The organism is Minwuia sp. (genome assembly GCF_048007105.1).
GTDB lineage: Bacteria > Pseudomonadota > Alphaproteobacteria > Minwuiales > Minwuiaceae > Minwuia.
Map to the genome: position 1 here is coordinate 828,574 of NZ_CP180352.1, position 21,993 is coordinate 850,566.

Sequence of the window (21,993 nt, forward strand, 5' to 3'; positions counted from 1 at the left end):
GTTTCCGGGAACCGGCGACGAATCTGTGGACAGACGGTGGACGGATTCGCTCCCCGATATCCACAGGAACAACATCATCATCAACCGATTCTATATATAAGAAAGAAAAGGGGAGACCGGAGGGGACAACGCCATGGCACTGACCGATATCGACGAGACACGCGATCTGCCGCCGCCGCCCAGCGGACCGTCGGTCTGGACCGGACGCGAGATGATGGGCCGAAGCGACTGGATCCAGCACCTCGACGCAGCAACGACCGATTGTCTGGGAAGGGTGACGGAGCGGTTTCTCAGCTCCGGGCGCGACCTGGCAGCCATGACGCGGGCGGACATGCAGGACGACCGGCTGGAAAAGCTGACAGCGTCCTGGAACGAGGAACTGCTGCATGGACGGGGCTTCCTGCTGATACGGGGCATGCCGGTCGGCGTCTGGCCCCATGAGCAGGTGGCGGCGGCCTATTACGGCCTGGGCCTGCTGATGGGCGTGCCACGCTCCCAGAACGCGAAGGGCCATCTGCTGGGCCATGTCCGCGATCTGGGGCTCTCCACCGACGATCCCCGGGTCAGGATCTACCAGACCACCGAGCGCCAGACCTTCCACACCGACAGCTGCGACGTGGTCGGGCTGCTCTGCCTTAAGACGGCGAAGGCGGGCGGCGAGTCGGCCATCGCCAGCTCGATGGCGATCTATGCCGAGATGTACCGCCGGCGGCCGGACCTGCTGGCGCAGCTGTTCCACGCCTTCCCGACGGATCGCCGCGGCGAGATCCCGCCTGGCAAGAAGGCATTCTTCGAGATTCCGGTCTTCAACCATCATGCCGGCCATCTCTCGGCGATCTACGCCCGGCGCTACATCGAATCGTCACAGAAGTTCGAGGATGCGCGGCGCCTGACATCGACCGAGGTCGAGGCCCTGGACCTGCTGGACGAGCTGGTCAACGACCCGGACATCCATCTGAAGATGGCGTTCCAGCCGGGCGACATGCAGTTCCTGCACAATCACACGATCTTCCACGACCGCCTGGCCTACCAGGACTGGCCGGAACCCGAGCGGAAACGGCATCTGCTCAGGCTCTGGCTGGCGATCCCGGGCGCGCCGCCGCTGCCCGAGGTCTACGCCGAACGATATGGCGCAGTGACCGTGGGCGACCGCGGCGGCATTGTCGTCGACGGAACTCAACTCACCGTGCCGCTGGAGCCCTAGACACCATGCTGTCATCCCCGCTGAAGCGGAGCGGAATGCGTGGATCCGGTTCCACGTCTTCAATCATCAATGGCGGTTGACCGCCCGACCGGACCCCCGCACAAGGCGGGGGTGACAGGAAGGAGAGGCTGACAGTTCGTGCCCCACAAGAATGACAAACTGCTGCTGCGGGCGCTCCGCGGCGAAACCCTCGAGCGGCCGCCCTTCTGGTTCATGCGCCAGGCGGGCCGGTATCTGCCGGAATACCGGGAGACGCGGGCCCAGGCCGGGGATTTCCTCGATCTCTGTTACCGCCCGGATCTGGCCGAGGAAGTGACGCTGCAGCCCATCCGGCGCTATGGCATGGATGCGGCGATCCTGTTCGCGGACATCCTGCTGGTGCCGCAGGGGCTGGGCCAGCATGTCGAGTTCCGCGCCGGCGAGGGGCCGGTGCTGGAGCCGATCACCCGCAATGCCGACATCCCGGTACTGGACGCCGAACGTTTGCACGAGACCCTGGGTCCGGTCTACGAGACCGTGGCGCGGCTCTCGAAATCGCTGCCCGAGAACGTGGCGCTGATCGGCTTTGCCGGCGCGCCCTGGACGGTGGCGACCTACATGGTCGAGGGCGGCGGTTCGAAGGACTATCCGACGATCAAGAACTGGGCCTTCGCCGATCCGGAGAACTTCCAGCGCCTGATCGACGTGGTGGCCGACGCGACCGCGCTCTATCTGAAGAAGCAGATCGAGGCCGGCGCCGAGGCGGTGCAGCTGTTCGATACCTGGGCGATGGCGCTGCCGCCGGCCTTCCACGAGCGGCTGGTCTTCGGCCCGCTGCGCCGCATCGCCGAAGCGATCCATGCCGATCATCCCGACATCCCGGTGATCGGCTTTCCGCGCGGCATCGGCGCGGCCTACGCCCAGGCGGCGCGGATCAGGGGTATTGCCGGCCTGTCGATCGACTGGAGCATGGATCCGTCCTGGGCGGCCGAACATGTGCAGCCGCATCTGACGGTCCAGGGCAATCTGGATCCGCGGCTGGTAGTCGCCGGCGGCGAGGTGATGACGCGCGCGGCCTCCGATATACTGGACACGCTGGGCGACGGGCCGTTCATCTTCAATCTGGGGCACGGCTTCGTGCCGGAAACGCCCCCGGAGCATGTGGCGGAACTCGCCGAGCTGGTGAAGGGCTGGAGGCGCGGCTGATGGAAGAATGGTACATCTGGTTCAAGGCGCTGCACGTCATGTCGGTGATCGCCTGGATGGCCGCGCTGCTCTACCTGCCGCGGCTCTACGTCTATCACTGCGCCGCCGAGGCGGGCTCGAAGCAGTCCGAGGATTTCAAGGTGATGGAGCGCAAGCTGCTGCGCGGCATCATGAATCCGTCGATGATCGCGGCCTGGATCTTCGGCGGGCTGATGCTGTGGATCGGCTTCAACTCCGGCTTCCTGACCATGGCCGACGGCTGGCTGCACCTGAAGCTGCTCTGCGTCATCGCCATGACCGTGATGCACCACCTCTATTCCCGCTGGCGCAAGGATTTCGAGATCGACCGCAACCAGCGTTCGGCGAAGTTCTACCGGATGTGGAACGAGGCGCCGGCGGTGCTGATGATCGTCATCGTCATCATGGTGATCGTGAAGCCGTTCTGACACCCGGTGCCGTGCGCCTCTCGTCATCCCGGCCTCGAGCCGGGATCCGGTACAGCGGTCATTGACGGGCCAATGCACCTGAGATCGATACAGCACCGGACCCCGGATCAAGTCCGGGGTGACGTCTGTGGTTACACAGCCACCCGGTCCGGCATCAGGAAATGCGACCGGGCTTCCGGGGAGTTGAGCCGCTCGGCCGAGTAGAGCCGGGTCACCGCATCCTTTGTCATCAGATCGGGATTGGCGGCGACGAAGGCCTCGAAATCCTCGCCGGGCTGCATCCGTTCCGCGATCAGGCTGAGAAAGACCACCGTGATCGTCGCGTTGTACTTCTCCGGCGCGCCGCCCGCAGCCGCCAGATGCCGGATCCCGGCGCCGAAATGCGCGACCGCGTCGGTGAAGTCGTGGCGGTTCAGCATCGCCCAGGCCACCGCGACATGCGCGGCGTGGCCGAAGTCGCAATTGTGCATGCGGCGGGTTTCGAAGTCGTCGAGCAGCGCCTCGGGATCGGTGGTCATGATCCGGTCTCCCTGTCGATCAGGTGATGGCAGTCGGCCGCCGTCAGATCCAGCTCGTAGACGTCCCGCAGCTTGCGGATGCGGGCCAGCGTGTCCTCGGCGAACGGCGCCTTGCCCTCGATACCGTGCAGGCAGATGCATTCGAGCAGGTCGCCGAGCGACATGTCGAGATACTCCGCCGTGCCCTTCAGCACCTTCAGGAGGCGCTTTTCCATGCGGACGCCGGTCTGTATGCGATCAACTGTTTTCATGTTTGGGATATTGGTACATTGGTACGTAGGTGTCAATCAGAAACCAAGGGGCCGGGCAGCACTGCTTGACCGGTCCGGTTTCGGGCTTACATGTCGGCCTCGTTCCGTTATGGAGACCCCATGAACCACGACAATCCGAACCTCTGGTACGGCACCACCATCCTGTCGGTCCGAAAGGGCGGCCGGGTCGTCATTGCCGGCGATGGCCAGGTCAGCGTCGGCCAGACGGTGATGAAGGCCAATGCGCGCAAGGTCCGCCGGCTGGGCAAGGGCGACATCATCGCGGGCTTCGCCGGCGCGACGGCCGACGCCTTCACCCTGTTCGAACGGCTGGAAGCCAAGCTGGAGCAGCATCCGGGGCAACTCACCCGCGCCGCGGTCGAACTGGCCAAGGACTGGCGCACCGACCGGTATCTGCGCCGCCTGGAGGCGATGATGGCCGTGGTCAACGCCGAGACCTCGCTGGTGCTGACCGGCACCGGCGACGTTCTGGAACCCGATGACGGGCTGATCGGCATCGGGTCCGGCGGCAACTACGCGCTGGCCGCGGCAAGGGCGCTGATCGACCGCGACGACATGGATGCCGAGGCCATCGCCCGCCGGGCCATGAAGATCGCCGCGGACATCTGCGTCTACACCAACGAGAACGTCACCATCGAGAGTGTCGATGAGTAATTTTTCCCCCCGCGAGATCGTCTCCGAACTGGACCGCTACATCATCGGCCAGGCGGACGCGAAGCGCGCCGTCGCCGTGGCGCTGCGCAACCGCTGGCGCCGCCAGCAGCTGCCGGACGAGCTGCGCGACGAGGTGCTGCCCAAGAACATCCTGATGATCGGCCCGACCGGTGTCGGCAAGACCGAGATCAGCCGCCGCCTGGCGAAGCTGGCCGAGGCGCCGTTCATCAAGGTCGAGGCGACCAAGTTCACGGAAGTCGGCTATGTCGGCCGCGACGTCGAGCAGATCGTCCGGGACCTGCTGGAGATGGCCATCACCATGGTCCGCGAGCGCAAGCGCCGCGAGGTCAAGGCGAAGGCCGAGATGGCCGCCGAGGAGCGGGTGCTGGACGCGCTGGTCGGCGAGAGCGCCAGCAAGGACACCCGCGAGAAGTTCCGCAAGAAGCTGCGCGAGGGCGAGCTGGACGACAAGGAAATCGAGCTGCAGCTGCAGGACAGCGGCGGCATGGGCATGCCGACCTTCGACATTCCGGGCCAGCCGGGCGCCCAGATGGGCATGCTCAACCTCAACGACATGCTGGGCAAGATGATGGGCGGCAAGACCAAGCCGCGCCGGGTCTCGGTCTCGGACTCCTACGAACTGCTGATCGCCGAGGAATCCGACAAGCTGCTGGACGAGGACAGCGTCGTTCAGGAGGCGATAGGGGCGGTCGAGGACAACGGCATCGTCTTCCTGGACGAGATCGACAAGATCACCGTCCGCTCCGACCGCCAGGGCGCCGATGTCAGCCGCGAGGGCGTGCAGCGGGACCTGCTGCCGCTGATCGAGGGCACCACGGTCTCGACCAAGCACGGCGCGGTGCAGACCGACCACATCCTGTTCATCGCCTCGGGCGCGTTCCACGTCGCCAAGCCGTCGGACCTGCTGCCCGAACTGCAGGGCCGGCTGCCGATCCGGGTCGAGCTGAAACCGCTGACCAAGTCCGACTTCGAACGCATCCTGACCGATACCGAGGCGAGCCTGATTCGCCAGTATACGGCGCTGATGGCGACCGAGGAGGTGACGCTCAACTTCGACCGCAGCGCCATCGAGGCGATCGCCGATCTGGCGGTGCGGGTGAATGACGGCGTCGAGAACATCGGCGCCCGGCGGCTGCACACGATCATGGAAAAGCTGCTGGAAGAGGTCAGCTTCACCGCCTCCGACTGCGCCGGCGAGACGGTCGACATCGACGCCGCCTATGTGAAGGACCGCGTCGAGGATCTGGCGACGGACACGGATCTGTCGAAGTTCATCCTGTGATTCTCGTGTAGCCCCCGGACGTCAGAACAAGCTTGCTGCCCCCGGGCCTGACCCGGGGGCCTGAGGTTGCCATTTGCTGGACGCGGCCGGGTTCCACCCTGAGGTCCGCGGGTCAAGCCCGCGGACGGTAGAGGGGTTGCAAGCTGTTGGCCGAGCCCCCCGTTCACATCCCTCTGTCAATGCGGGAAATCGATTGAATTTCCGCAACCTGTACCGGTAGGCTGCCCTTGCGAAAGGCCAGTCCGGGACCCGATCCGACCCCGATCCCACCCAGCCTGCCAGGCTGTCCTTACGGGCGTTGCACAACACTCGAGGGAAAAGACTGACATGATCGGATATCGAAGGCCGGGCGCAGGACGCGCCCTGGCGGCCATGGTTTCATGCGCCGCGGCGCTGGCGCTCGCCGCGGGCGCATCGGCCCAGACGGACCAGCCGGAATTCGCGGCATTCACCAGCGCGCCCGCCCTGACCGCGGAGGATGGCGTGTTCTTCCAGATCGTGGCGTCCAATGGCAGGCAGGTGCTGGGCGCCGAGCAGAACTATCCCGGCCTGCCTCAACAGGCGTTCGGCAGCTTCGCCCATGCCAGGGTCAAGCGGCTCGGCGCGCAGTCCTATGACACGGTGCCCGAGACCTATCTGCGGCTGGCGCACGGGGTCAATTGCCCGTCGACCTGTTACGAGATCCGGCGCCGGTCCGACGAGGGCGACGCCCTGCTGGCGCTGACACACGAGGCGATCACTTCCGATGAGACCCGCGATGCCAACAACCAGGTGACCCGGCTGACAGTGGATGCCGGTCTGCCGGCCTGGTACCGGATGACCGACGGGTCGACAAGGGGCGAGAGCGCGGTTTACAGCAACACTGCCGTACTGATGCTGGTCGCCCATCCTTCGAAGCCGGACCGCTATGTCATCCGCGCCTATCGGGATGGTGCGCTGACAGATCAGGCGCTGCGCTCCAACATGCCGGACAACCTGATCTTCAACTATCAGAAGGCGGCCAGATTCCGTTCGACGGAAACCCTGGTCATGTCCGAGTTCGATCCTGCGGACGCGAAGAATGATTTCGTGCTCAAGCGTTCCGTCGGCCTGCTTGGCGCCACCGGAATCACCCTGAAGCGCACGCCGGCCAGCGAACTGTCCTTCACGCTGACCAACAACAGGGACGAGGCGCTGGTCTTCGGCGGCGTCCGGATGCTGATGAACAGGCAGGCGCCGCAGAGCGCCTTCGAGGGGACGAAAGTCTTTCTGGGCTTCAGCACGCGGCTGTTCGAACGCGTCGGCTTCACCGACCGGATGGACCGCAACAAGGTCAACTGGGCGGCGTGGAACATCTTCCGGCCAGGGAATCGTCCTCGCCGTGCCGGAAGGGGCGACGGTGTCGGGCTGCGAGCAGCGGCCCATCTGGGGCTATCCGCTGCCGCCGGGGGCGCAGGGCGGCAAGTGGCGTGTCTGCCGCCTGCCGATGGCGACGGTCGAGGGTCTGGCCTATCACTACCGCTTCCGCAGCGACCCGTCCGACAAGGCGAAATGGGTGGCCGAGGTTCGCGCCGGGAACGAGGACGTCTGGCGCACCGTGGGCGAGGTCACCTTCACCGCTCCGATGGAGATCTACGGCACGCCTCTCGCCGTGGTGTCGACCACGAAGACGGCAACCTGCGACGACCTGCCGAAACCGTCCCTGTCCGTGTCGGCCGTGAGTTCCGACGGCGGCGCCGCGGTCTTCGAAGGCGCCAGCACCGATCTGGGCCCGTGCACCCTGTCCATCCAGATCGAGAACGAGAACGTCGCGAATCTGGGGTCGTAGGCAATCCTGAGGCCCCCGGGTCTGACCCGGGGGCCTGAGGTTGGGTTCTTCGCGGCCTCGCCAGGTTCCACCCTGAGGTCCGCGGGTCAAGCCCGCGGACAACAGCACTAACCTGTCGCCCCGGGCTTGACCCGGGGGCCTCACACTGCCGCTGACCGGGCCTTGTAGAAAAGACGCCGCGTCCGCTGGTCAGTCGAATGGAATCTCGTTTGATAGATCGCGCCATGCCGGGTTGACGCTGTTCACCAGATCGATCTTCCAGGCCCGGCTCCAGTGCTTGATGTTGCGTTCGCGCTGTCGGGCGTCGTTGACGTAGCGGTGTTTCTCGAACCAGACGAGCTTGTGCACGCGGTAGGCGGACGTGAAGTCGGAGAAGCCTTCGCGGTGTTCGGTCAGACGCCGTCTGAGGTCACGCGTGACGCCGGTGTAGAGCACCGTGTGCTGATTGTTGCTCAGGATGTAGACGAAGTAGCGATGCCGCATGGTCCGAGACGGTTGCGGCCTGAGGTCCGCGGGTCAAGCCCGCGGACGGCAGTATAAACCTGTCGCCCCCGGGCTTGACCCGGGGGCCTGAGGTTACGGATTTCCGGACCTCTCAAGGTCAATGAGGTCCTGGCGCAGCCCGCGTCAGGTGGCCGTGAAGGCCTCGGCGTCGAGCTTCATCAGGGTGGACGCGCCGGCGCCGGCCTTGGCGGCGTGGGCGTGCACGTCGGGCAGCATCCGCGCCATGTAGAACCGCGCCGTCTCCAGCTTGGTCTCGTAGAAGGCGGTGTTGCCGTTCGCGCCCTCGGCGAGCTTTTCCTGGGCCTTCTTCGCGATCTGCGCCCACATGAAGCCGATCGCGACCAGCGCAACGCAGCGCAGATAGTCCGTCGAGGCCGCACCGGCCTCATCCGGATTCGACATCATCTTCGGACCCAGTTCGGCGGTCAGCGACTGCAGCCGCGCGAAGGCCTTGGCCATGGGCATGACGAACTCGCTCATCTGCGGGTCGCCCATGTTGTCCTGGATGAAGGCGTCGACCGGGTGGAAGAAGCGGCGCATCAGCCGGCCCATGCCCTCGGGCAGCTTGCGGCCGACCAGATCCAGCGCCTGGATGCCGTTGGCGCCCTCGTAGATCTGGGTGATGCGGGCGTCGCGGACGAACTGCTCCATGCCCCATTCGCGGATGAAGCCGTGGCCGCCATAGATCTGCATCGCGTCGACGGTGCATTCGAAGCCCATGTCGGTCAGATAGGCCTTCACGACCGGGGTGATGAAGGCGGCGAAGTCGTCGGCCTTGGCCTTCTCCTCGGGATCCGGATGCTTCTCGGCGAAGTCGATCATCAGGCCGGTCCACAGCGCCAGCGCGCGGGCGCCCTCGATGAAGGCCTTCTGCTTCAGCAGCATGCGGCGGATATCCGGGTGCACGATGATCGGATCGGCGGCCTTGTCCTTGGCCTTCACGCCGGTCAGCGAGCGGCCCTGGATGCGGTCGTTGGCGTAGATCACGGCGTTCTGGTAGGCGGCCGAGGCCTGGCTGAGGCCCTGGATGCCGACGCCGAGACGGGCGGCGTTCATCATGGTGAACATGGCCCGCATGCCCTTGTGCGCGTCGCCGATCAGCCAGCCCTTCGCGTTGTCGTAGTTGAGCACGCAGGTCGAGTTGCCGTGGATTCCCATCTTCTCCTCGATGGAGCCGCAGACCACGCCGTTGCGCTCGCCGGGATCGCCGTTCTCGTCGAGGAGGAACTTGGGCACGATGAACAGGCTGACGCCCTTGATGCCGTCGGGGCCGCCGGGGATCTTGGCCAGCACCAGGTGGATGATGTTCTCCGACATGTCGTGTTCGCCGGCGGAGATGAAGATCTTCTGCCCGGAGATCGAATAGCTGCCGTCGTCCTGCGGCTCGGCTTTGGTGCGCATCAGGCCCAGATCGGTGCCGCAATGCGGCTCGGTCAGGTTCATGGTGCCGGTCCATTCGCCCGAGACCAGCTTCGGCAGGTAGGCCTGCTTCTGCTCGTCGGTGCCCCACTTGTGCAGCGCCTCGTAGGCGCCGTGGGTCAATCCAGGGTACATGGAAAAAGCCATATTTGCCGAGGACGCCATCTCGGAGACGGCGAAGCCCAGCACATGCGGCAGGCCCTGTCCGCCATAGTCCGGATCGGCGGTCAGGCCGCCCCAGCCGGCCTCGACATAGGCCTGATAGGCCTCCTTGAAGCCGGTCGGCGTGGTCACCGAGCCGTCCTCGTGGCGGGTGCAGCCCTCATGGTCGCCGACCGCGTTCAGCGGCACCAGCTGCTCCTCGAAGAACTTCGCGCCCTCTTCCAGGATCGCGTCGACCAGATCCGGGGTCGCGTCGGCGAAGCCCGGCAGGTTGGAATAGCGCTGCAGGTCGATGAACTCGTGCAGCAGGAACTTGAAGTCGTTCACGGGCGCCTGATACGTCGCCATCGGTGGTCTCCCTTGTTCGCTCCTTCGCCGGCGTGTCATGCCCGCCTTGTGCGGGCATCCGGCAGTCATACAGTCTTGCGGCGAAGCCGCTCCGGACCCCCGCACAAGGCGGGGGTGACACCGTGTGTCAGTTCCTGAGCGGGCGGCCCTTCGTCAGCATGTGCTCGATCCGCATCAGGGTCTTCTCGTTGCGGATCAGCTTCAGAAAGCCCTCGCGCTCCAGCTCCAGCAGTTTCTTCTCGGTCACTTCCTCGGTGATGTCGGTGTCGCCGCCGGAGAGCACGCGGCCCACCTGCTCGGCGATCTCGGCATCGTAGGGGGTGGCCATGCCCTGCAGCACGAAGCCCTCGACCGCCATGCGGAAGGCGGCCTGCGCGGTCGGGCCGGGCAGGTTGACGACGATGGGTTCGGGCTTCTCGTAGCCGTCGACCATCGCCAGCGCCTTCTTCTTGGCGTCGGGCAGGACACGGCGGCGGTTCATGGTGATGCCGTCGCCGTCGCGCAGGATCAGCATCTCCCGCGCCTCGGCCGCGCTGGTCGCGACCTTGGCCGTCGAGATCGCCTGGAAGGCGTTCGACAGCGCCGGCATCGGACCGCCGGGCCGCTTCCTGTTGGTCATGTTCCGGATGGTCAGCTCCTTGCAGCCGCCCCAGCCCGGGATCACGCCGACACCGACCTCGACCAGACCGATATAGGTTTCGGCATGGGCCTGGATGGCGTTGGAATGCAGGCAGACCTCGCAGCCGCCGCCCAGCGCCATGCCCGCAGGCGCGGCGACCACCGGAAACGGCGAGTTCTTCAGCTCCTGCATGGCCTTCTGGCCCTCGGCGATGCCGTTCTCGATCAGCGGCCACATGGCGGCGTTGGCGCCGAACAGGGCCAGACCGATATTGGCGCCGACGGAGAAGTTGTCGCCGTCATGACCGATGATCACCGCCTTGAAGCCCAGCTTGTCCGCCTTGGCGGCCTGCTTGATCATGGCGACCGAGTCCTCGTCCAGCGCGTCGCGCATGCCGTGGAACTCCAGGCAAAGCACGCCGTCGCCGACATCCCAGAGCGAGGCCGCCTTGTTCGACTTCACCGGCTCCTTGCCGCGCTTCTTGTCGGCCAGCATCCAGGCGTCCTCGGTGACCTCGACGGCCTGGTACTGGCCGTCGGTGCCGAGGATGTAGAGGCTCTCGCCTTCTTCCTTGTAGAAGGTCTTGCCGCGCGCGGTCTCCAGCAGGGCGGGAACCGGGCGGCCTTCCTCGGCCAGCTTGTCGGCCAGCCAGTCGGCGCCCAGCATGTCGATCATCTCGAACGGGCCCCACTTCCAGGCGTAGCCCGTCTTCATGGCCAGATCGACCGAGCGGACGTCGTCGGCGATTTCCGGCACCAGCGCGGCGGAGTAGCTCAGCACGTTGGACAGCACGGTCCAGGCGTACTGGCCGCCCTTGTCCTCATGCGTGACCAGCGCGCGCAGTCCCTTCTTCCCGGCCTTGGCGCTGGCGAGATTGGCGCGGATGGTGTCGCGGTATTCGCCGGTCTTCAGATCGATCGCCTGCTTGACCGATTTCCCGTCGACCTTGGTGCGGCGGTAGAAGCCGCCCTTGCCCTTGCGGCCGGTATAGCCTTCCGAGATCAGTTTCTGGATCAGCTTCGTCAGCGGGTGTTCGCTGTCGACCCAGTCGCGCAGCGGATCGTCGGCCGGGACGAGGTCGATCATGGACGCGATGACATGCGGGCCGAGATCGAGCCCGGTCAGGTCGCCGAGGCCAAAGATGCCGGTCTTCGGCACGCCGGTCGGACGGCCGACAATGCTGTCGGCCTCCTCGACGGTCAGGCCGAGATCGTAGGCCGAACGGGTCGCGACCGTGGACCAGAAGATGCCAATGCGGTTGCCGATGAAGCCCGGCGTGTCCTTGCAGTCGATGACTTCCTTGCCCAGACGCACGTCGCCGAAAGCCTTCAGTGCGTCATAGGCGTCCTGGCGGGTCTTCTCGCCCTTCACCACTTCCAGTAGCCGCATGTAGCGCGGCGGATTGAAGAAGTGGGTGATGGCGAAATCCTTCGCGAAGTCCTCGCCCAGGCCCTCGGTCAGCACGTTCAGCGGAATGGTCGAGGTGTTCGAGGTGACCACCGAGCCCGGTTTGCGCACGCCGTTCAGGCGGCCGTAGAGGTCGCGCTTGATCTTCGGGTTCTCGATGATCGCCTCGCAGATCCAGTCGCAGTCCGCGACCGCCTGCAGGTCGTCCTCCAGATTGCCGGTCTCGATCAGCCGCGCGTTCTTCTTGTGCATGAAGGGCGCGGGGTTGGTCTTCAGCATCTTCTGGACGGCCGTCTTGGCGATGACCGAGCGGTCATTGGCGCCTTCGGGCACGATGTCCAGCAGCACCACCGGAATGCCGGCATTGGCGACATGGGCGGCGATGCCGGCGCCCATGACGCCGGCGCCGATGACGGCGACCTTGTTGATCTCCGTCGTCATATCAGCAGGCCTCCAGAACCGTCGCGATGCCCTGACCGCCGCCGATGCACTGGGTGGCCAGCGCCAGGCCCTTGCCCTCGCGCTTCAGCAGCGCCGCGGCCTTGCCGGTGATCCGCGCGCCGGTGGCGCCCAGCGGATGGCCCAGCGCGATCGCGCCGCCGTCGATGTTGGTGTTGTCGAAGGTGATGCCGGTTTCCTTCATCACCGAGATGGCCTGGGCCGCGAAGGCCTCGTTCAGCTCGATGACGTCGATGTCCTTGATCTCGACGCCGGCGCGTTTCAGCGCCTTCTCGGTCGCGGGGACCGGGCCGATGCCCATGATCTCCGGCGCGCAGCCGGCCACGGCCATCGACTTGATGCGGGCCAGCTTCTCCAGCCCGTTGGCGTCGGCGTATTCCTCGGCGCAGACCAGCACCGCGGCGCAGCCGTCGGTCAGCGGCGAGGAGGTGCCGGCGGTGACCACGCCGTTCTGGTCGAAGGCGGGCTTCAGGCCGGACAGGTCGTCCTTCGTGGTGCCCGGACGGATGCAGCCGTCTTCCTCGACGCGGATGTTGCGGTCGGTGATGGCGACGATCTCGTCGGCCAGCTTGCCGGCCTTCTGGGCGTCGGCGGCGCGCTTGTGGCTCTCGACGGCCATCTCTTCCTGCTCGTCGCGGGAGATCGAGTACTTCCTGGCCAGGTTCTCGGCGGTGATGCCCATGCCGACATAGGCTTCCGGGTAGCTTTCATGCAGGCCCGGATGCGGCATCGGGTTGAACCCCGGCATCGGCACACGGGTCATGCTTTCCACGCCGGCGCAGATGAAGGCGTCGCCGGCGCCGGCTGCGATGGCGCCCGCGGCCATGTGGACCGAGGTCATGGAGGAGCCGCAGAAGCGGTTCAGCGTGGTCGCGCCGACCGTCTTCGGCAGGCCGGCCAGGAAGGAGACCATGCGGGCCACGTTCAGGCCCTGCTCGCCCTCGGGGAAGGCGCAGCCGAGGATCAGATCCTCGATATCGTCGGCGTTGACGCCGGTCTTCTCGACCAGGGACTTGATCACCTGGGCGGTCATCTCGTCGGGGCGGACCTTGGCCAGCGCGCCCTTGTTGGCGAAGGTGAACGGCGAGCGCTGATAGCCCGCAATGACGACATTCCTCATGTCAGTGTCTCTCCCTTGGGACAGGTTGTTCGCTTGCGTCGGCTCGTTTGCGGGGGGCGGCTCAGGCCGCCTCGTCCCGCTTGGCCGAGGTGTCGATGCCGCGCTTGGACAGCCAGTCGCGGACGAACTGCATCTGCTCTTCCAGCTCGGCGATGGTCGCCTCGATGTCCTCGCGCTGCTGCACCAGGCTGACCATGCGGCCCTGCGAGGCTTCCAGCAGCATTTCGGCCTGGGCGACCTCGCCGTCCTGCAGCTCGTAGAGATCGAGCCAGTCGCGGATCTCCGCCAGGCTGAAGCCGAGGCGCTTGCCGCGCAGGATCAGCGACAGGCGCGCCTTGTCGCGGCGGTCGTAGATCCGCTGCAGGCCCTTGCGCTCGGGCGAGATAAGGCCCTTGTCCTCGTAGAAGCGGAGCGCCCGCGGAGTCACGTCGAACTCGTCGGAGAGGTCGCGGATGCTGTATCTTTCGGTATCGGTCATTTTGAACTAGTCTCACGCACAGTTGGCTGCTCCATCACGGGAGCCCGTTGAGCAGCGATGTAGTTGACGTTTACGTCAACGTCAACCTCTCAGACCCCTCTTTTTGCGTTGCCGGAGAGAATCGTGAGCACCGGACCGACCACCTACCATCAGTTCTGGCCCTACTACCTCCGCGAACACGGCCGGGGTCTGACCCGGACGTTGCACTATGTGGGCTCGACCATCGCGATTTTGAGTGTCATCGCGGCAATCGTGACCCTGAACCCCTGGTTCCTGCTGGGCGCGGTGATCGGCGGCTATCTGTTCGCCTGGATCGGCCATTTCTTCGTCGAGAAGAACCGCCCGGCCACCTTCCGCTACCCGCTCTGGTCGCTGGTCAGTGACTTCCGCATGTACTTCATGTGGCTGGCCGGCCGGCTGGACGCCGAACTGAAGCGCTGCCATGCGGAGGAAAACGAGTCCGAAGCCGTCGCCGCCGAAGCCGCCTGAGGCACCGCGGTACCCTGGACTTGATCCAGGGTCCATTCCGGAGCGGTGATGGCGATTGAGCGGCGGCGGAAGCGCTCAGGAATGGGTCCCGGGTCAAGCCCGGGACGCGCCGTGGTTCCGGATCAGATCAGCCCCAGTTCCCCGCACTTCGTCCGGAACGCCCGAAGATCCGCCCAGGCCTCGCGCTTCAGCGACGGCTGCCGGAGCAGATAGGCCGGGTGATAGAGCGGCAGCAGCGGCACCGTGCCGAAGCTGGCCTCGTAGTCGCGCCAGCGTCCCCGCTCCCGCGTGATCCGCGCCTCCATGCCGTAGAGCGCCGAGAGTGCGGCGCCGCCGGCCAGCATCATCGCCTTCGGCTGCACCAGCTCGATATGGCGGATCAGGAAGGGCAGCATGGCCGCCGTTTCCGACGGGTTCGGCTTGCGGTTGCCGGGCGGCCGCCAGAGCACGGTGTTGGTGATGTAGACCGTGGTCCGGTCGAGCCCGATGGCCGCCAGCATGCGGTCCAGCAGCTTGCCGGACTCGCCGACGAAGGGCTTGCCGATGCGGTCTTCCTCACGGCCGGGCGCCTCCCCGACGATCATGATCTCGGCTTCGGGGTTGCCGTCGGCGAAGACCAGCTGCGTCGCCGTCTCGCGGATCGCCAGACCGTGGAAGCCTTCCAGCGCCGCCCGCAGCTCGTCCAGGCTGTTGCAGGCCGGCGCGATCTGCGCCGCGGTCTCGGCGGCCTGGCGGTCGCTGTCGGCGGGTTCCGGCCGCCGGGGTGGCTCGGTCACCAGCCGCTGCCGGGGGGCCTCCTCGCGCATTGCGGGCGCGGCGGGTGGCGGCGCAGGCTCCGGCGGAGCGAGGCGGTTCTGCGGCGTCGCCTCGATGATCACGTCCAGTCCGGCGTCGACCAGAAACTGCAATGCCGCTACGTCAGCCTTGAATGTGTCGCCCGCGTCGTCCATAGGCCGGAATGTAACCGTTTCCGGGCGGTTGCACAGCCGCGCCCTGAGCCCATTTGAATTGTTCGAATGTAGCTTTAGTGTGAGGCCCGGCGGCGCGATGGGGACCGGAAGACCGCCTGACAGACGAAGGAGTTGGGGATGGAACGCGAATCTATGGAATACGACGTCGTCGTTGTCGGCGGCGGACCTTCCGGGCTTTCGGCGGCCATCCGCCTGAAACAGCTGGCCGAGGAAAAGGGCCAGGAAATCAATGTCTGCGTGCTGGAGAAGGGCTCAGAGATCGGCGCTCACATCCTGTCCGGCGCGGTGGTCGACCCGCGCGCCATGTCCGAACTGTTCCCCGACTGGGAGGAACGCGGCGCGCCGCTGAACGTGCCGGTCACCGCCGAGAAGTTCCTGATGCTGACCGAACCGAGCAGCATCTCCGTGCCGCCGAAGCTGCTGCCCCCGCCGATGCAGAACCATGGCAACTACATCGTCAGCCTGGGCAATGTCTGCCGCTGGCTGGGCGAGCAGGCCGAGGCGCTGGGCGTGGAGATCTATCCGGGCTTCGCCGCCGCCGAAGTGCTCTACAACGAGGACGGCTCGGTGAAGGGCGTCGCCACCGGCGACATGGGCATCGGCCGCGACGGCGAGCCCAAGGAAGGCATGCACACGCCGGGCATCGAGCTGCACGCCAGCTACACCTTCTTCGCCGAGGGCTGCCGCGGCTCCCTGACCCGCCAGCTGATGACGAAGTTCGACCTGCAGGAAAGCTGCGAGATGCAGACCTACGGCATCGGCATCAAGGAGCTGTGGGAAGTACCGGCCGAGAACCATCAGGAAGGCCTGGTGGTGCACACCGCCGGCTGGCCGCTGGACCGCGGCACCTATGGCGGCTCGTTCCTCTACCACCTGGACAACAACCAGATCGCCGTCGGCTTCGTCGTGGGGCTGGACTACAAGAACCCCTACATGTCGCCGTTCGAGGAATTCCAGCGCTACAAGACGCATCCGGACATCGCCCCCTATTTCGAGGGCGGCAAGCGCGTCTCCTACGGCGCCCGCGCCCTGAACGAGGGCGGGCTGCAGTGCGTGCCGGACCTCGCCTTCCCGGGCGGCGCGCTGATCGGTTGCGCCGCGGGCTTCATGAACGTGCCGAAGATCAAGGGCAGCCACAACGCCATGAAGACCGGCATGCTGGCCGCCGAGGCCGCGTTCGATGCCATCACCGCCGCCGGCGATGGTGGCGAGCGCGCCAAGGTGCTGGAGGCTTATCCGAAGGCCTATGAGGGCTCCTGGGTGCACAAGGAGCTCTACCAGGCGCGCAACGTCCGCCCGGCCTTCGCCAAGTGGGGTCTGATTGGCGGCACGCTCTATACCGGCATCGAGCAGATGATCTTCCGCGGCAATGTCCCCTGGACCTTCAAGCACGGCCACAAGGACAACGAGTCGCTGAAGAAGAAGACCGACGCGAAGCCGATCGAGTATCCGAAGCCCGACGGGGTGCTGACCTTCGACAAGCTGTCCTCGGTGTTCATCTCCAACACCAATCACGAGGAAGACCAGCCCGTCCACCTGACGCTGAAGGACGATTCGGTGCCGGTGAAGCACAATCTGGAGCTCTATGACGCGCCGGAGCAGCGCTTCTGCCCGGCTGGCGTCTACGAGATCGTGCGCGACGACGACGGCTCGAACCCGCGGCTGCAGATCAACGCGCAGAACTGCGTCCACTGCAAGACCTGCGACATCAAGGATCCGACCCAGAACATCGTCTGGGTGACGCCGGAAGGCGGCGGGGGACCCAACTACCCCAACATGTAACCGCCGCCGCTTGCCCGACGCCGGTCGATCCGGGAGACTGATGCCCTTTCGGCGCGCTCCCGCGCCGGGCGGAGGGCGTGGATGAAGGGCGTGGGGTTCGCCACCGGCGTGATTGTCCTGCTGCTGACCTTCTGCAGCATCGCGCTGGACGACGTCTGGTTCTTCGACGTGCTGGCCAGCCTGCGGCTGCAGATTGTCGTCGGTTCGGCGGTGCTGGCCGGCGTGGCGCTGATCTTCCGCAAGTGGTACGCGGCGGGACTTCTCACCGGTGCGGTGCTGGTCAACGCCGCCCTGATGGCGCCGCCCTTCCAGCATCCCGGCCCCGCCCCCGGCGCCCGCAGCGACCTGTCCATGGTCTTCTTCAACTCGGCGCAGAACACCCTGCAGCTGTTTCCGCTGCTGGAGTTCGTGAAGGAGCGGCAGCCCGACCTGCTGGTCTTCACCGAGGTTTTCCGCTGGGACATCGACAACCTGCGGCAGACCTTCTCCGGCTACCCCCATTCGGTTGGCGAGCCGGGTGTCTTCGGCGCCGTGGTGCTCAGCCGCGCGCCCATCGCCGATTTCCGCGTGCACCGGCACGCCGCGGGACCGAGCGGACGGACGCTGGAAGTCCGCCTTTGCGGCAATGGCGGCAACCGCTGTGCGGCGCTGCTGGTGCTGCATCCGACGCCACCGCTGAACGGCGACTTCCGCGACTGGCGCAACGACCACATCGCCAACGCCACGGCCTACGCGAAGATCGTGGCGTCGGAAGGGATGATCGATGGCCGGGTGATCATGGCCGGCGACTTCAACCTGACGCCCTGGAACCGGCTCTACATGGCGGCGCTGGAAGCCTCGGGTTTCGCCGACGCTTTCCAGTCCCGCCTGCCCCACAGCACCTGGTTTTCCAGCTTCGCCGTCATCGGCCTGCCCATCGACCACATCTGGACCGGGCCGGGCGTCGGCGTCGTCGACACCGCCATCGGGCCGCCGTCGGGCTCGGACCACCTGCCGATCCACGCGGCCTTCGAACTGGGTTTCGAGCCGGGCTCCGGCGGCTGAGACCGGGCCAATGAAAAGGGGCGGACCCGAAGGCCCGCCCCTCTCCTTTCAGGACTGTGCCCGTGTGTTACCTCGGTTCGGACCTGAGGCCCTTCACGATGGCGACGCAGCCGAGCAGCAGCACGATCGTGAACGGGAAGCCCGTCGAGATCGCCATGGCCTGCAGCGCGGCGAGACCGCCGCCCACCAGCAGGGCGATCGCCACCAGACCCTCGAAGGTGCACCAGAACACACGCTGGCTGACCGGGGCGTCGATCTTGCCGCCGGCCGTGATCGTGTCGATGACCAGCGAACCGGAGTCCGACGAGGTCACGAAGAACACGATCACCAGCACGATGCCGATGGTCGAGGTGATCGCCGTCAGCGGCAGGCCCTCGAGCATCGCGAACAGCGAGAGTTCGGGCTTGTAGGAGTCGATGACGTTGGCCTTCACGGCGCTGTTGACCGGGTCGCTGAGGACCTGATCGATGGCGACGCCGCCGAAGACGGCCATCCACAGCACGCAGACCAGCGAAGGGATGATCAGCACGCAGATGATGAACTCCCGAACCGTCCGGCCGCGGCTGACGCGGGCGATGAACATGCCCACGAACGGCGACCAGGAGATCCACCAGGCCCAGTAGAACGAGGTCCAGCCCTGGCTGTAGCCGGTGTCCTCGCGGCCGAACGGGTTCGACAGCGCGACCAGATCGGTGGCGTAGCCGGCAAGGCCGCTGAAGAAGTCCGAGAAGATCGTCATGGTCGGGCCGGCGATCAGCACGAACAGCAGCAGCAGCGCCGCGATGCCCATGTTGATCTCGGAGAGCACCTTCACGCCGCCGTCGAGACCGCGCAGCACCGAGATCAGGGCGATGGCGGTGATGCCGACGATCAGGACGACCTGCACCGTGGTGCCGATGGGCACGCCGAAGACGTAGCCGAGACCGGCATTCGCCTGCTGGGCGCCGAAGCCGAGCGAGGTGGCGAGGCCGAACAGGGTCGCCAGCACGGCCAGGATGTCGATGACATGGCCGGTCCAGCCCCAGACCTTCTCGCCGAAGATCGGGTAGAAGGCCGAGCGGATCGTCAGCGGCAGGCCCTTGTTGTAGGTGAACAGCGCCAGCGACAGGGCGACGATGGCGTAGATCGCCCAGGGGTGCAGCGCCCAGTGGAAGATCGTCGCGGTCAGGCCCATCTGCCGGGCCGCGTCGACGTTCTCGGGGATGAGCTGTCCGTCCTCGCCGATCGGCGACGGCACGCCCAGCGGCTGCGAAATGGCCATGTGATAGACCGGCTCCAGCACGCCGAAGAACATCAGGCCGATGCCCATGCCGGCGGCGAAGAGCATCGCGAACCAGCCGGTGTAGGTGAAGTCCGGCGTCGCATCGCGCCCGCCCAGCCGGACCGAGCCCCAGGGGCTGACGATCAGGAACAGGCAGAAGATGACGAAGATGTTGGCCGAAATCAGGAAGAACCAGTCCAGCGTCGAGGTCAGCCAGCTGCGCAGCTCTCCGAATGCCGGGCCCAGATCGTTCTGGAACGCCAGCGTCAGAATCACGAATGCGACCACCAGGATGCCAGAAATCAGGAAGACCGGATTGTGAATATCCAGCCCGAATGGCCGGATATTGTGCTGGCCGACCTCGAAATCGGTTTCGATGATGTCTGCGGGCCCCTCAGGGGGCGGCAGACTGCCTGTCGTATCTGTCATGGTCCCCTCCTTTTTATGTCTGACCATGTGCGTTTCAGGGTCGGCCGCGCTTCTGTGACACGTACCGATTCACCAGTGTCGTCGATTCGACCCTAGCATTGCCGTGTCCGATTGCGACAGGTCAGTGACGCGAACGAAGCGCCTGCCGTGTTTGTGCCCAACCCGGCCTGCTGGTCCGGACCCGCTTCTGTGAGGTGCGCCAAAACAGCTCTGTTGGGCTGAATTCCGGGGATGTGAAGGCCGAAAACAGCCCCTGTCCTGGGTCAGCGGACCAGAAACACGGACGCCTTCGAATGCGAGGCGATCGAACCGCCGTTCGAGGGCCAGACGTAGTCGGTGATGTTGGGCATGTGGGACTGCATCACCACCAGATCGGCGCCGACCTCGCCGATTGTCTTCAGCAGGGCGTCGTCCAGATCGGTCGCCGGGTCGTGGCTGACCACGACCTTGCTGTCAGTTCTGTGTCCGTGGGCGTCGCCTTGCGCGTCCGCGAAGGCGTCGAGCTTCTGGGCGTATTCCGTCGGGTTGTGGGCGACGCTGCCGGGCGCCGTCGATGTCACGCCGACATAACAGACCGGCGCGTCGTAGTGGCGGGCGAGATCCGCCGCCGTTTCCAGCGCCTTCTGCAGCGCGTCGGCGTGAGCGAGATCGACGGGCACCATGATCTTGCTGAACATTGTTGACCTCCTGCCTGTTTGGCTTTTCCGGTCGTGACTTTTCTTTGGTCCCGGATGGTTGCGGTCTGGCGAACCTCCTGCCGGCACGGTCGTGATCGGCCTGCAACGGCGGGATTCGTCCGAAACCTGCAACAGGGCAACGCCGGCGGGCTGAGCGATGTTCCGATGGTTGGCCGGAAAGATTGCCCGGAAGCGTCGTCAGGCGCCCAGATGCTCCGCCAGCCTGTCCATGAAATCCATGCAGAGGCCGATCTGTTCCACATCGACGAATTCATTGGGCTGGTGGGCGACCCCGATATCGCCCGGTCCGCACATGACGGTGGACATGCCGGCATCCTGGAAGAGGCCGGATTCCGCACCGTAGGCCACCGTCTCGGTGGCGTTCTGGCGGGCGAGGCGCTTGATCAACGCCTCCGCGGGGCCGTCATCCTCGGGCTTCAGGCCCGGAACATCGGCGAAATTCCGCGTGGTCACGTCCGCATCGGGATGGACCGCCCGCATCCGCGGCAGCAGCCGTTCCCGGATGAAGGCCTCGACGCGTTCGGGGATGTCGCGGCAGTCGTCGCCGGGCACGTTGCGGTATTCCCAGCGGATCTCGCAGTGCTGCGGCACGATGTTGACCGCGGTGCCGCCCTGCATCAGGCCGACATGGACGGTCGTGTAGGGCGGATCGAACAGCGGATTCGGCTGCTGGCGCCGTTCCTCGGCGATCTCCGCGATGAAGTTCACCAGCTCGGCGCCGTACATCACCGTGTTCACGCCCAGATGCGTCGCCGAGGAGTGCACTTCCTTGCCCTTCAGCGTGGTGATGAAGGTGGCGCAGCCCTTGTGGGCGTTGACGACCCGCATCATCGTCGGCTCACCGACGATGCAGATGGCGGGGCGGATGCCGTTCTCGGCGAAGCGGCCGATCATGCTGCCGACGCCGAGGCAGCCGACTTCCTCGTCATAGGAGAATGCGAAGTGCACCGGCTGCGAGAGATTGCCCTGCGCCAGCCGGGGCGCGGCCGCCAGCGCGCAGGCGATGAAGCCCTTCATGTCGGACGATCCGCGGCCGTAGAGCCGCCCGTCCCTGTGCGTCAGCCGGAAGGGATCGGTGTGCCAGTCCTGCCCGTCGACAGGCACCACATCGGTATGGCCCGACAGCACGATGCCGCCGTCGCCCTCGCCAATGGTACCCAGCAGATTGGCCTTCTTCCCCGTCTCGTCGCGGATGACCTCGACCGTGACGCCGCGGCTGTCGAGGTAGTCGGCGGTCCAGTCGATCAGCGGCAGGTTCGAATCCCGGCTGGTCGTGTCGAAGCCGACCAGCGTCTCCAGGATGCCGATGGCGGTGTCTGTCTGCTCGTTCATGCGGCGGAGCCTAGTGGTTCCTGAAGCGAGGCGACAGGGAAACTGTTACCTTCCGTTGCGCGGCATCGCATTGCGGTGACCG

At 65.9% G+C, this 21,993-nt stretch carries 20 protein-coding genes; 9 read left to right on the top strand and 11 right to left on the bottom strand.

The window, feature by feature from the left end; translation table 11 throughout:
- Positions 1–133 precede the first annotated feature (133 nt).
- From ACMVY4_RS03880 to hemJ, 3 genes are all read left to right on the top strand, one after another.
- Positions 134–1,204, top strand: a complete 1,071-nt coding sequence (locus ACMVY4_RS03880) for a TauD/TfdA family dioxygenase (RefSeq protein ID WP_416898881.1) — start codon at positions 134–136, stop codon at positions 1,202–1,204.
- Positions 1,205–1,342: 138 nt separating this feature from the next.
- Complete coding sequence (gene hemE / locus ACMVY4_RS03885) at positions 1,343–2,389, top strand: uroporphyrinogen decarboxylase (RefSeq protein ID WP_416898882.1); 1,047 nt, start codon at positions 1,343–1,345, stop codon at positions 2,387–2,389.
- Positions 2,386–2,835, top strand: coding sequence for a protoporphyrinogen oxidase HemJ (gene hemJ, locus ACMVY4_RS03890; RefSeq protein ID WP_416900246.1), 450 nt, complete (start codon positions 2,386–2,388; stop codon positions 2,833–2,835). Before hemE ends, hemJ begins: the two co-directional genes overlap by 4 nt.
- A gap of 131 nt (positions 2,836–2,966) precedes the next feature.
- Here hemJ and ACMVY4_RS03895 read toward each other — a convergent pair whose 3' ends face one another.
- Together ACMVY4_RS03895 and ACMVY4_RS03900 are read right to left on the bottom strand one after the other, a co-directional pair.
- Positions 2,967–3,353, bottom strand: coding sequence for a hypothetical protein (locus tag ACMVY4_RS03895; RefSeq protein ID WP_416898883.1), 387 nt, complete (start codon positions 3,351–3,353; stop codon positions 2,967–2,969).
- Positions 3,350–3,568, bottom strand: coding sequence for a hypothetical protein (locus tag ACMVY4_RS03900; protein ID WP_416898884.1), 219 nt, complete (start codon positions 3,566–3,568; stop codon positions 3,350–3,352). The genes ACMVY4_RS03895 and ACMVY4_RS03900 overlap by 4 nt, the downstream gene beginning before the upstream one ends.
- Before the next feature lie 156 nt (positions 3,569–3,724).
- On the opposite strand from ACMVY4_RS03900, the gene hslV reads away from it, so the two are divergent.
- From hslV to ACMVY4_RS03915, 3 genes are all read left to right on the top strand, one after another.
- Positions 3,725–4,279, top strand: a complete 555-nt coding sequence (hslV, locus tag ACMVY4_RS03905) for an ATP-dependent protease subunit HslV (protein ID WP_416898885.1) — start codon at positions 3,725–3,727, stop codon at positions 4,277–4,279.
- On the top strand, positions 4,272–5,582 hold the full coding sequence (gene hslU, locus ACMVY4_RS03910) for an ATP-dependent protease ATPase subunit HslU (protein WP_416898886.1): 1,311 nt from the start codon (positions 4,272–4,274) through the stop codon (positions 5,580–5,582). Before hslV ends, hslU begins: the two co-directional genes overlap by 8 nt.
- A gap of 327 nt (positions 5,583–5,909) precedes the next feature.
- Positions 5,910–7,427: a hypothetical protein gene (locus tag ACMVY4_RS03915; RefSeq protein WP_416898887.1), complete on the top strand. Its 1,518-nt coding sequence runs from the start codon at positions 5,910–5,912 to the stop codon at positions 7,425–7,427.
- A gap of 151 nt (positions 7,428–7,578) precedes the next feature.
- Here ACMVY4_RS03915 and ACMVY4_RS03920 read toward each other — a convergent pair whose 3' ends face one another.
- From ACMVY4_RS03920 to ACMVY4_RS03940, 5 genes are all read right to left on the bottom strand, one after another.
- Entirely contained in the window at positions 7,579–7,872 is a 294-nt protein-coding gene (locus tag ACMVY4_RS03920) for a GIY-YIG nuclease family protein (RefSeq protein ID WP_416898888.1), read from the bottom strand.
- A gap of 144 nt (positions 7,873–8,016) precedes the next feature.
- Complete coding sequence (locus tag ACMVY4_RS03925; RefSeq protein ID WP_416898889.1) at positions 8,017–9,822, bottom strand: acyl-CoA dehydrogenase C-terminal domain-containing protein; 1,806 nt, start codon at positions 9,820–9,822, stop codon at positions 8,017–8,019.
- 127 nt (positions 9,823–9,949) lie between these two features.
- Positions 9,950–12,289 (bottom strand): 3-hydroxyacyl-CoA dehydrogenase NAD-binding domain-containing protein, encoded by a 2,340-nt coding sequence (locus ACMVY4_RS03930; RefSeq protein ID WP_416898890.1) that lies wholly within the window; start codon positions 12,287–12,289, stop codon positions 9,950–9,952.
- A 1-nt stretch (position 12,290) separates the two neighbouring features.
- A complete protein-coding gene (locus tag ACMVY4_RS03935) occupies positions 12,291–13,427 on the bottom strand; it encodes a thiolase family protein (RefSeq protein ID WP_416898891.1) in 1,137 nt (378 codons plus the stop codon).
- Between the two features lie 61 nt (positions 13,428–13,488).
- Complete coding sequence (locus tag ACMVY4_RS03940) at positions 13,489–13,905, bottom strand: MerR family transcriptional regulator (RefSeq protein WP_416898892.1); 417 nt, start codon at positions 13,903–13,905, stop codon at positions 13,489–13,491.
- A 120-nt stretch (positions 13,906–14,025) separates the two neighbouring features.
- Here ACMVY4_RS03940 and ACMVY4_RS03945 point away from each other — a divergent pair, with 120 nt between their 5' ends.
- The gene (locus ACMVY4_RS03945) at positions 14,026–14,394 is read left to right on the top strand and encodes an Mpo1-like protein (protein WP_416900247.1); all 369 of its coding nucleotides are present in this window, start codon (positions 14,026–14,028) and stop codon (positions 14,392–14,394) included.
- A gap of 122 nt (positions 14,395–14,516) precedes the next feature.
- Here ACMVY4_RS03945 and ACMVY4_RS03950 read toward each other — a convergent pair whose 3' ends face one another.
- Positions 14,517–15,344 carry a uracil-DNA glycosylase gene (locus tag ACMVY4_RS03950; protein ID WP_416898893.1) on the bottom strand — a complete coding sequence of 276 codons (828 nt, stop codon included), beginning with the start codon at positions 15,342–15,344 and terminating at the stop codon, positions 14,517–14,519.
- Between the two features lie 138 nt (positions 15,345–15,482).
- Here ACMVY4_RS03950 and ACMVY4_RS03955 point away from each other — a divergent pair, with 138 nt between their 5' ends.
- Both ACMVY4_RS03955 and ACMVY4_RS03960 read left to right on the top strand, forming a co-directional pair.
- Positions 15,483–17,147, top strand: a complete 1,665-nt coding sequence (locus tag ACMVY4_RS03955; RefSeq protein ID WP_416898894.1) for an electron transfer flavoprotein-ubiquinone oxidoreductase — start codon at positions 15,483–15,485, stop codon at positions 17,145–17,147.
- Between the two features lie 81 nt (positions 17,148–17,228).
- Positions 17,229–18,191 carry an endonuclease/exonuclease/phosphatase family protein gene (locus tag ACMVY4_RS03960; protein WP_416898895.1) on the top strand — a complete coding sequence of 321 codons (963 nt, stop codon included), beginning with the start codon at positions 17,229–17,231 and terminating at the stop codon, positions 18,189–18,191.
- A 67-nt stretch (positions 18,192–18,258) separates the two neighbouring features.
- On the opposite strand, the gene ACMVY4_RS03965 is transcribed toward ACMVY4_RS03960, so the two are convergent.
- The 3 genes from ACMVY4_RS03965 to argE all read right to left on the bottom strand — a co-directional run bounded on the left by ACMVY4_RS03965 (position 18,259) and on the right by argE (position 21,911).
- Entirely contained in the window at positions 18,259–19,881 is a 1,623-nt protein-coding gene (locus tag ACMVY4_RS03965; RefSeq protein WP_416898896.1) for a BCCT family transporter, read from the bottom strand.
- 263 nt (positions 19,882–20,144) lie between these two features.
- Entirely contained in the window at positions 20,145–20,558 is a 414-nt protein-coding gene (locus ACMVY4_RS03970; protein WP_416898897.1) for a universal stress protein, read from the bottom strand.
- Positions 20,559–20,756: 198 nt separating this feature from the next.
- Entirely contained in the window at positions 20,757–21,911 is a 1,155-nt protein-coding gene (argE, locus tag ACMVY4_RS03975; RefSeq protein WP_416898898.1) for an acetylornithine deacetylase, read from the bottom strand.
- Positions 21,912–21,993 lie beyond the last annotated feature (82 nt).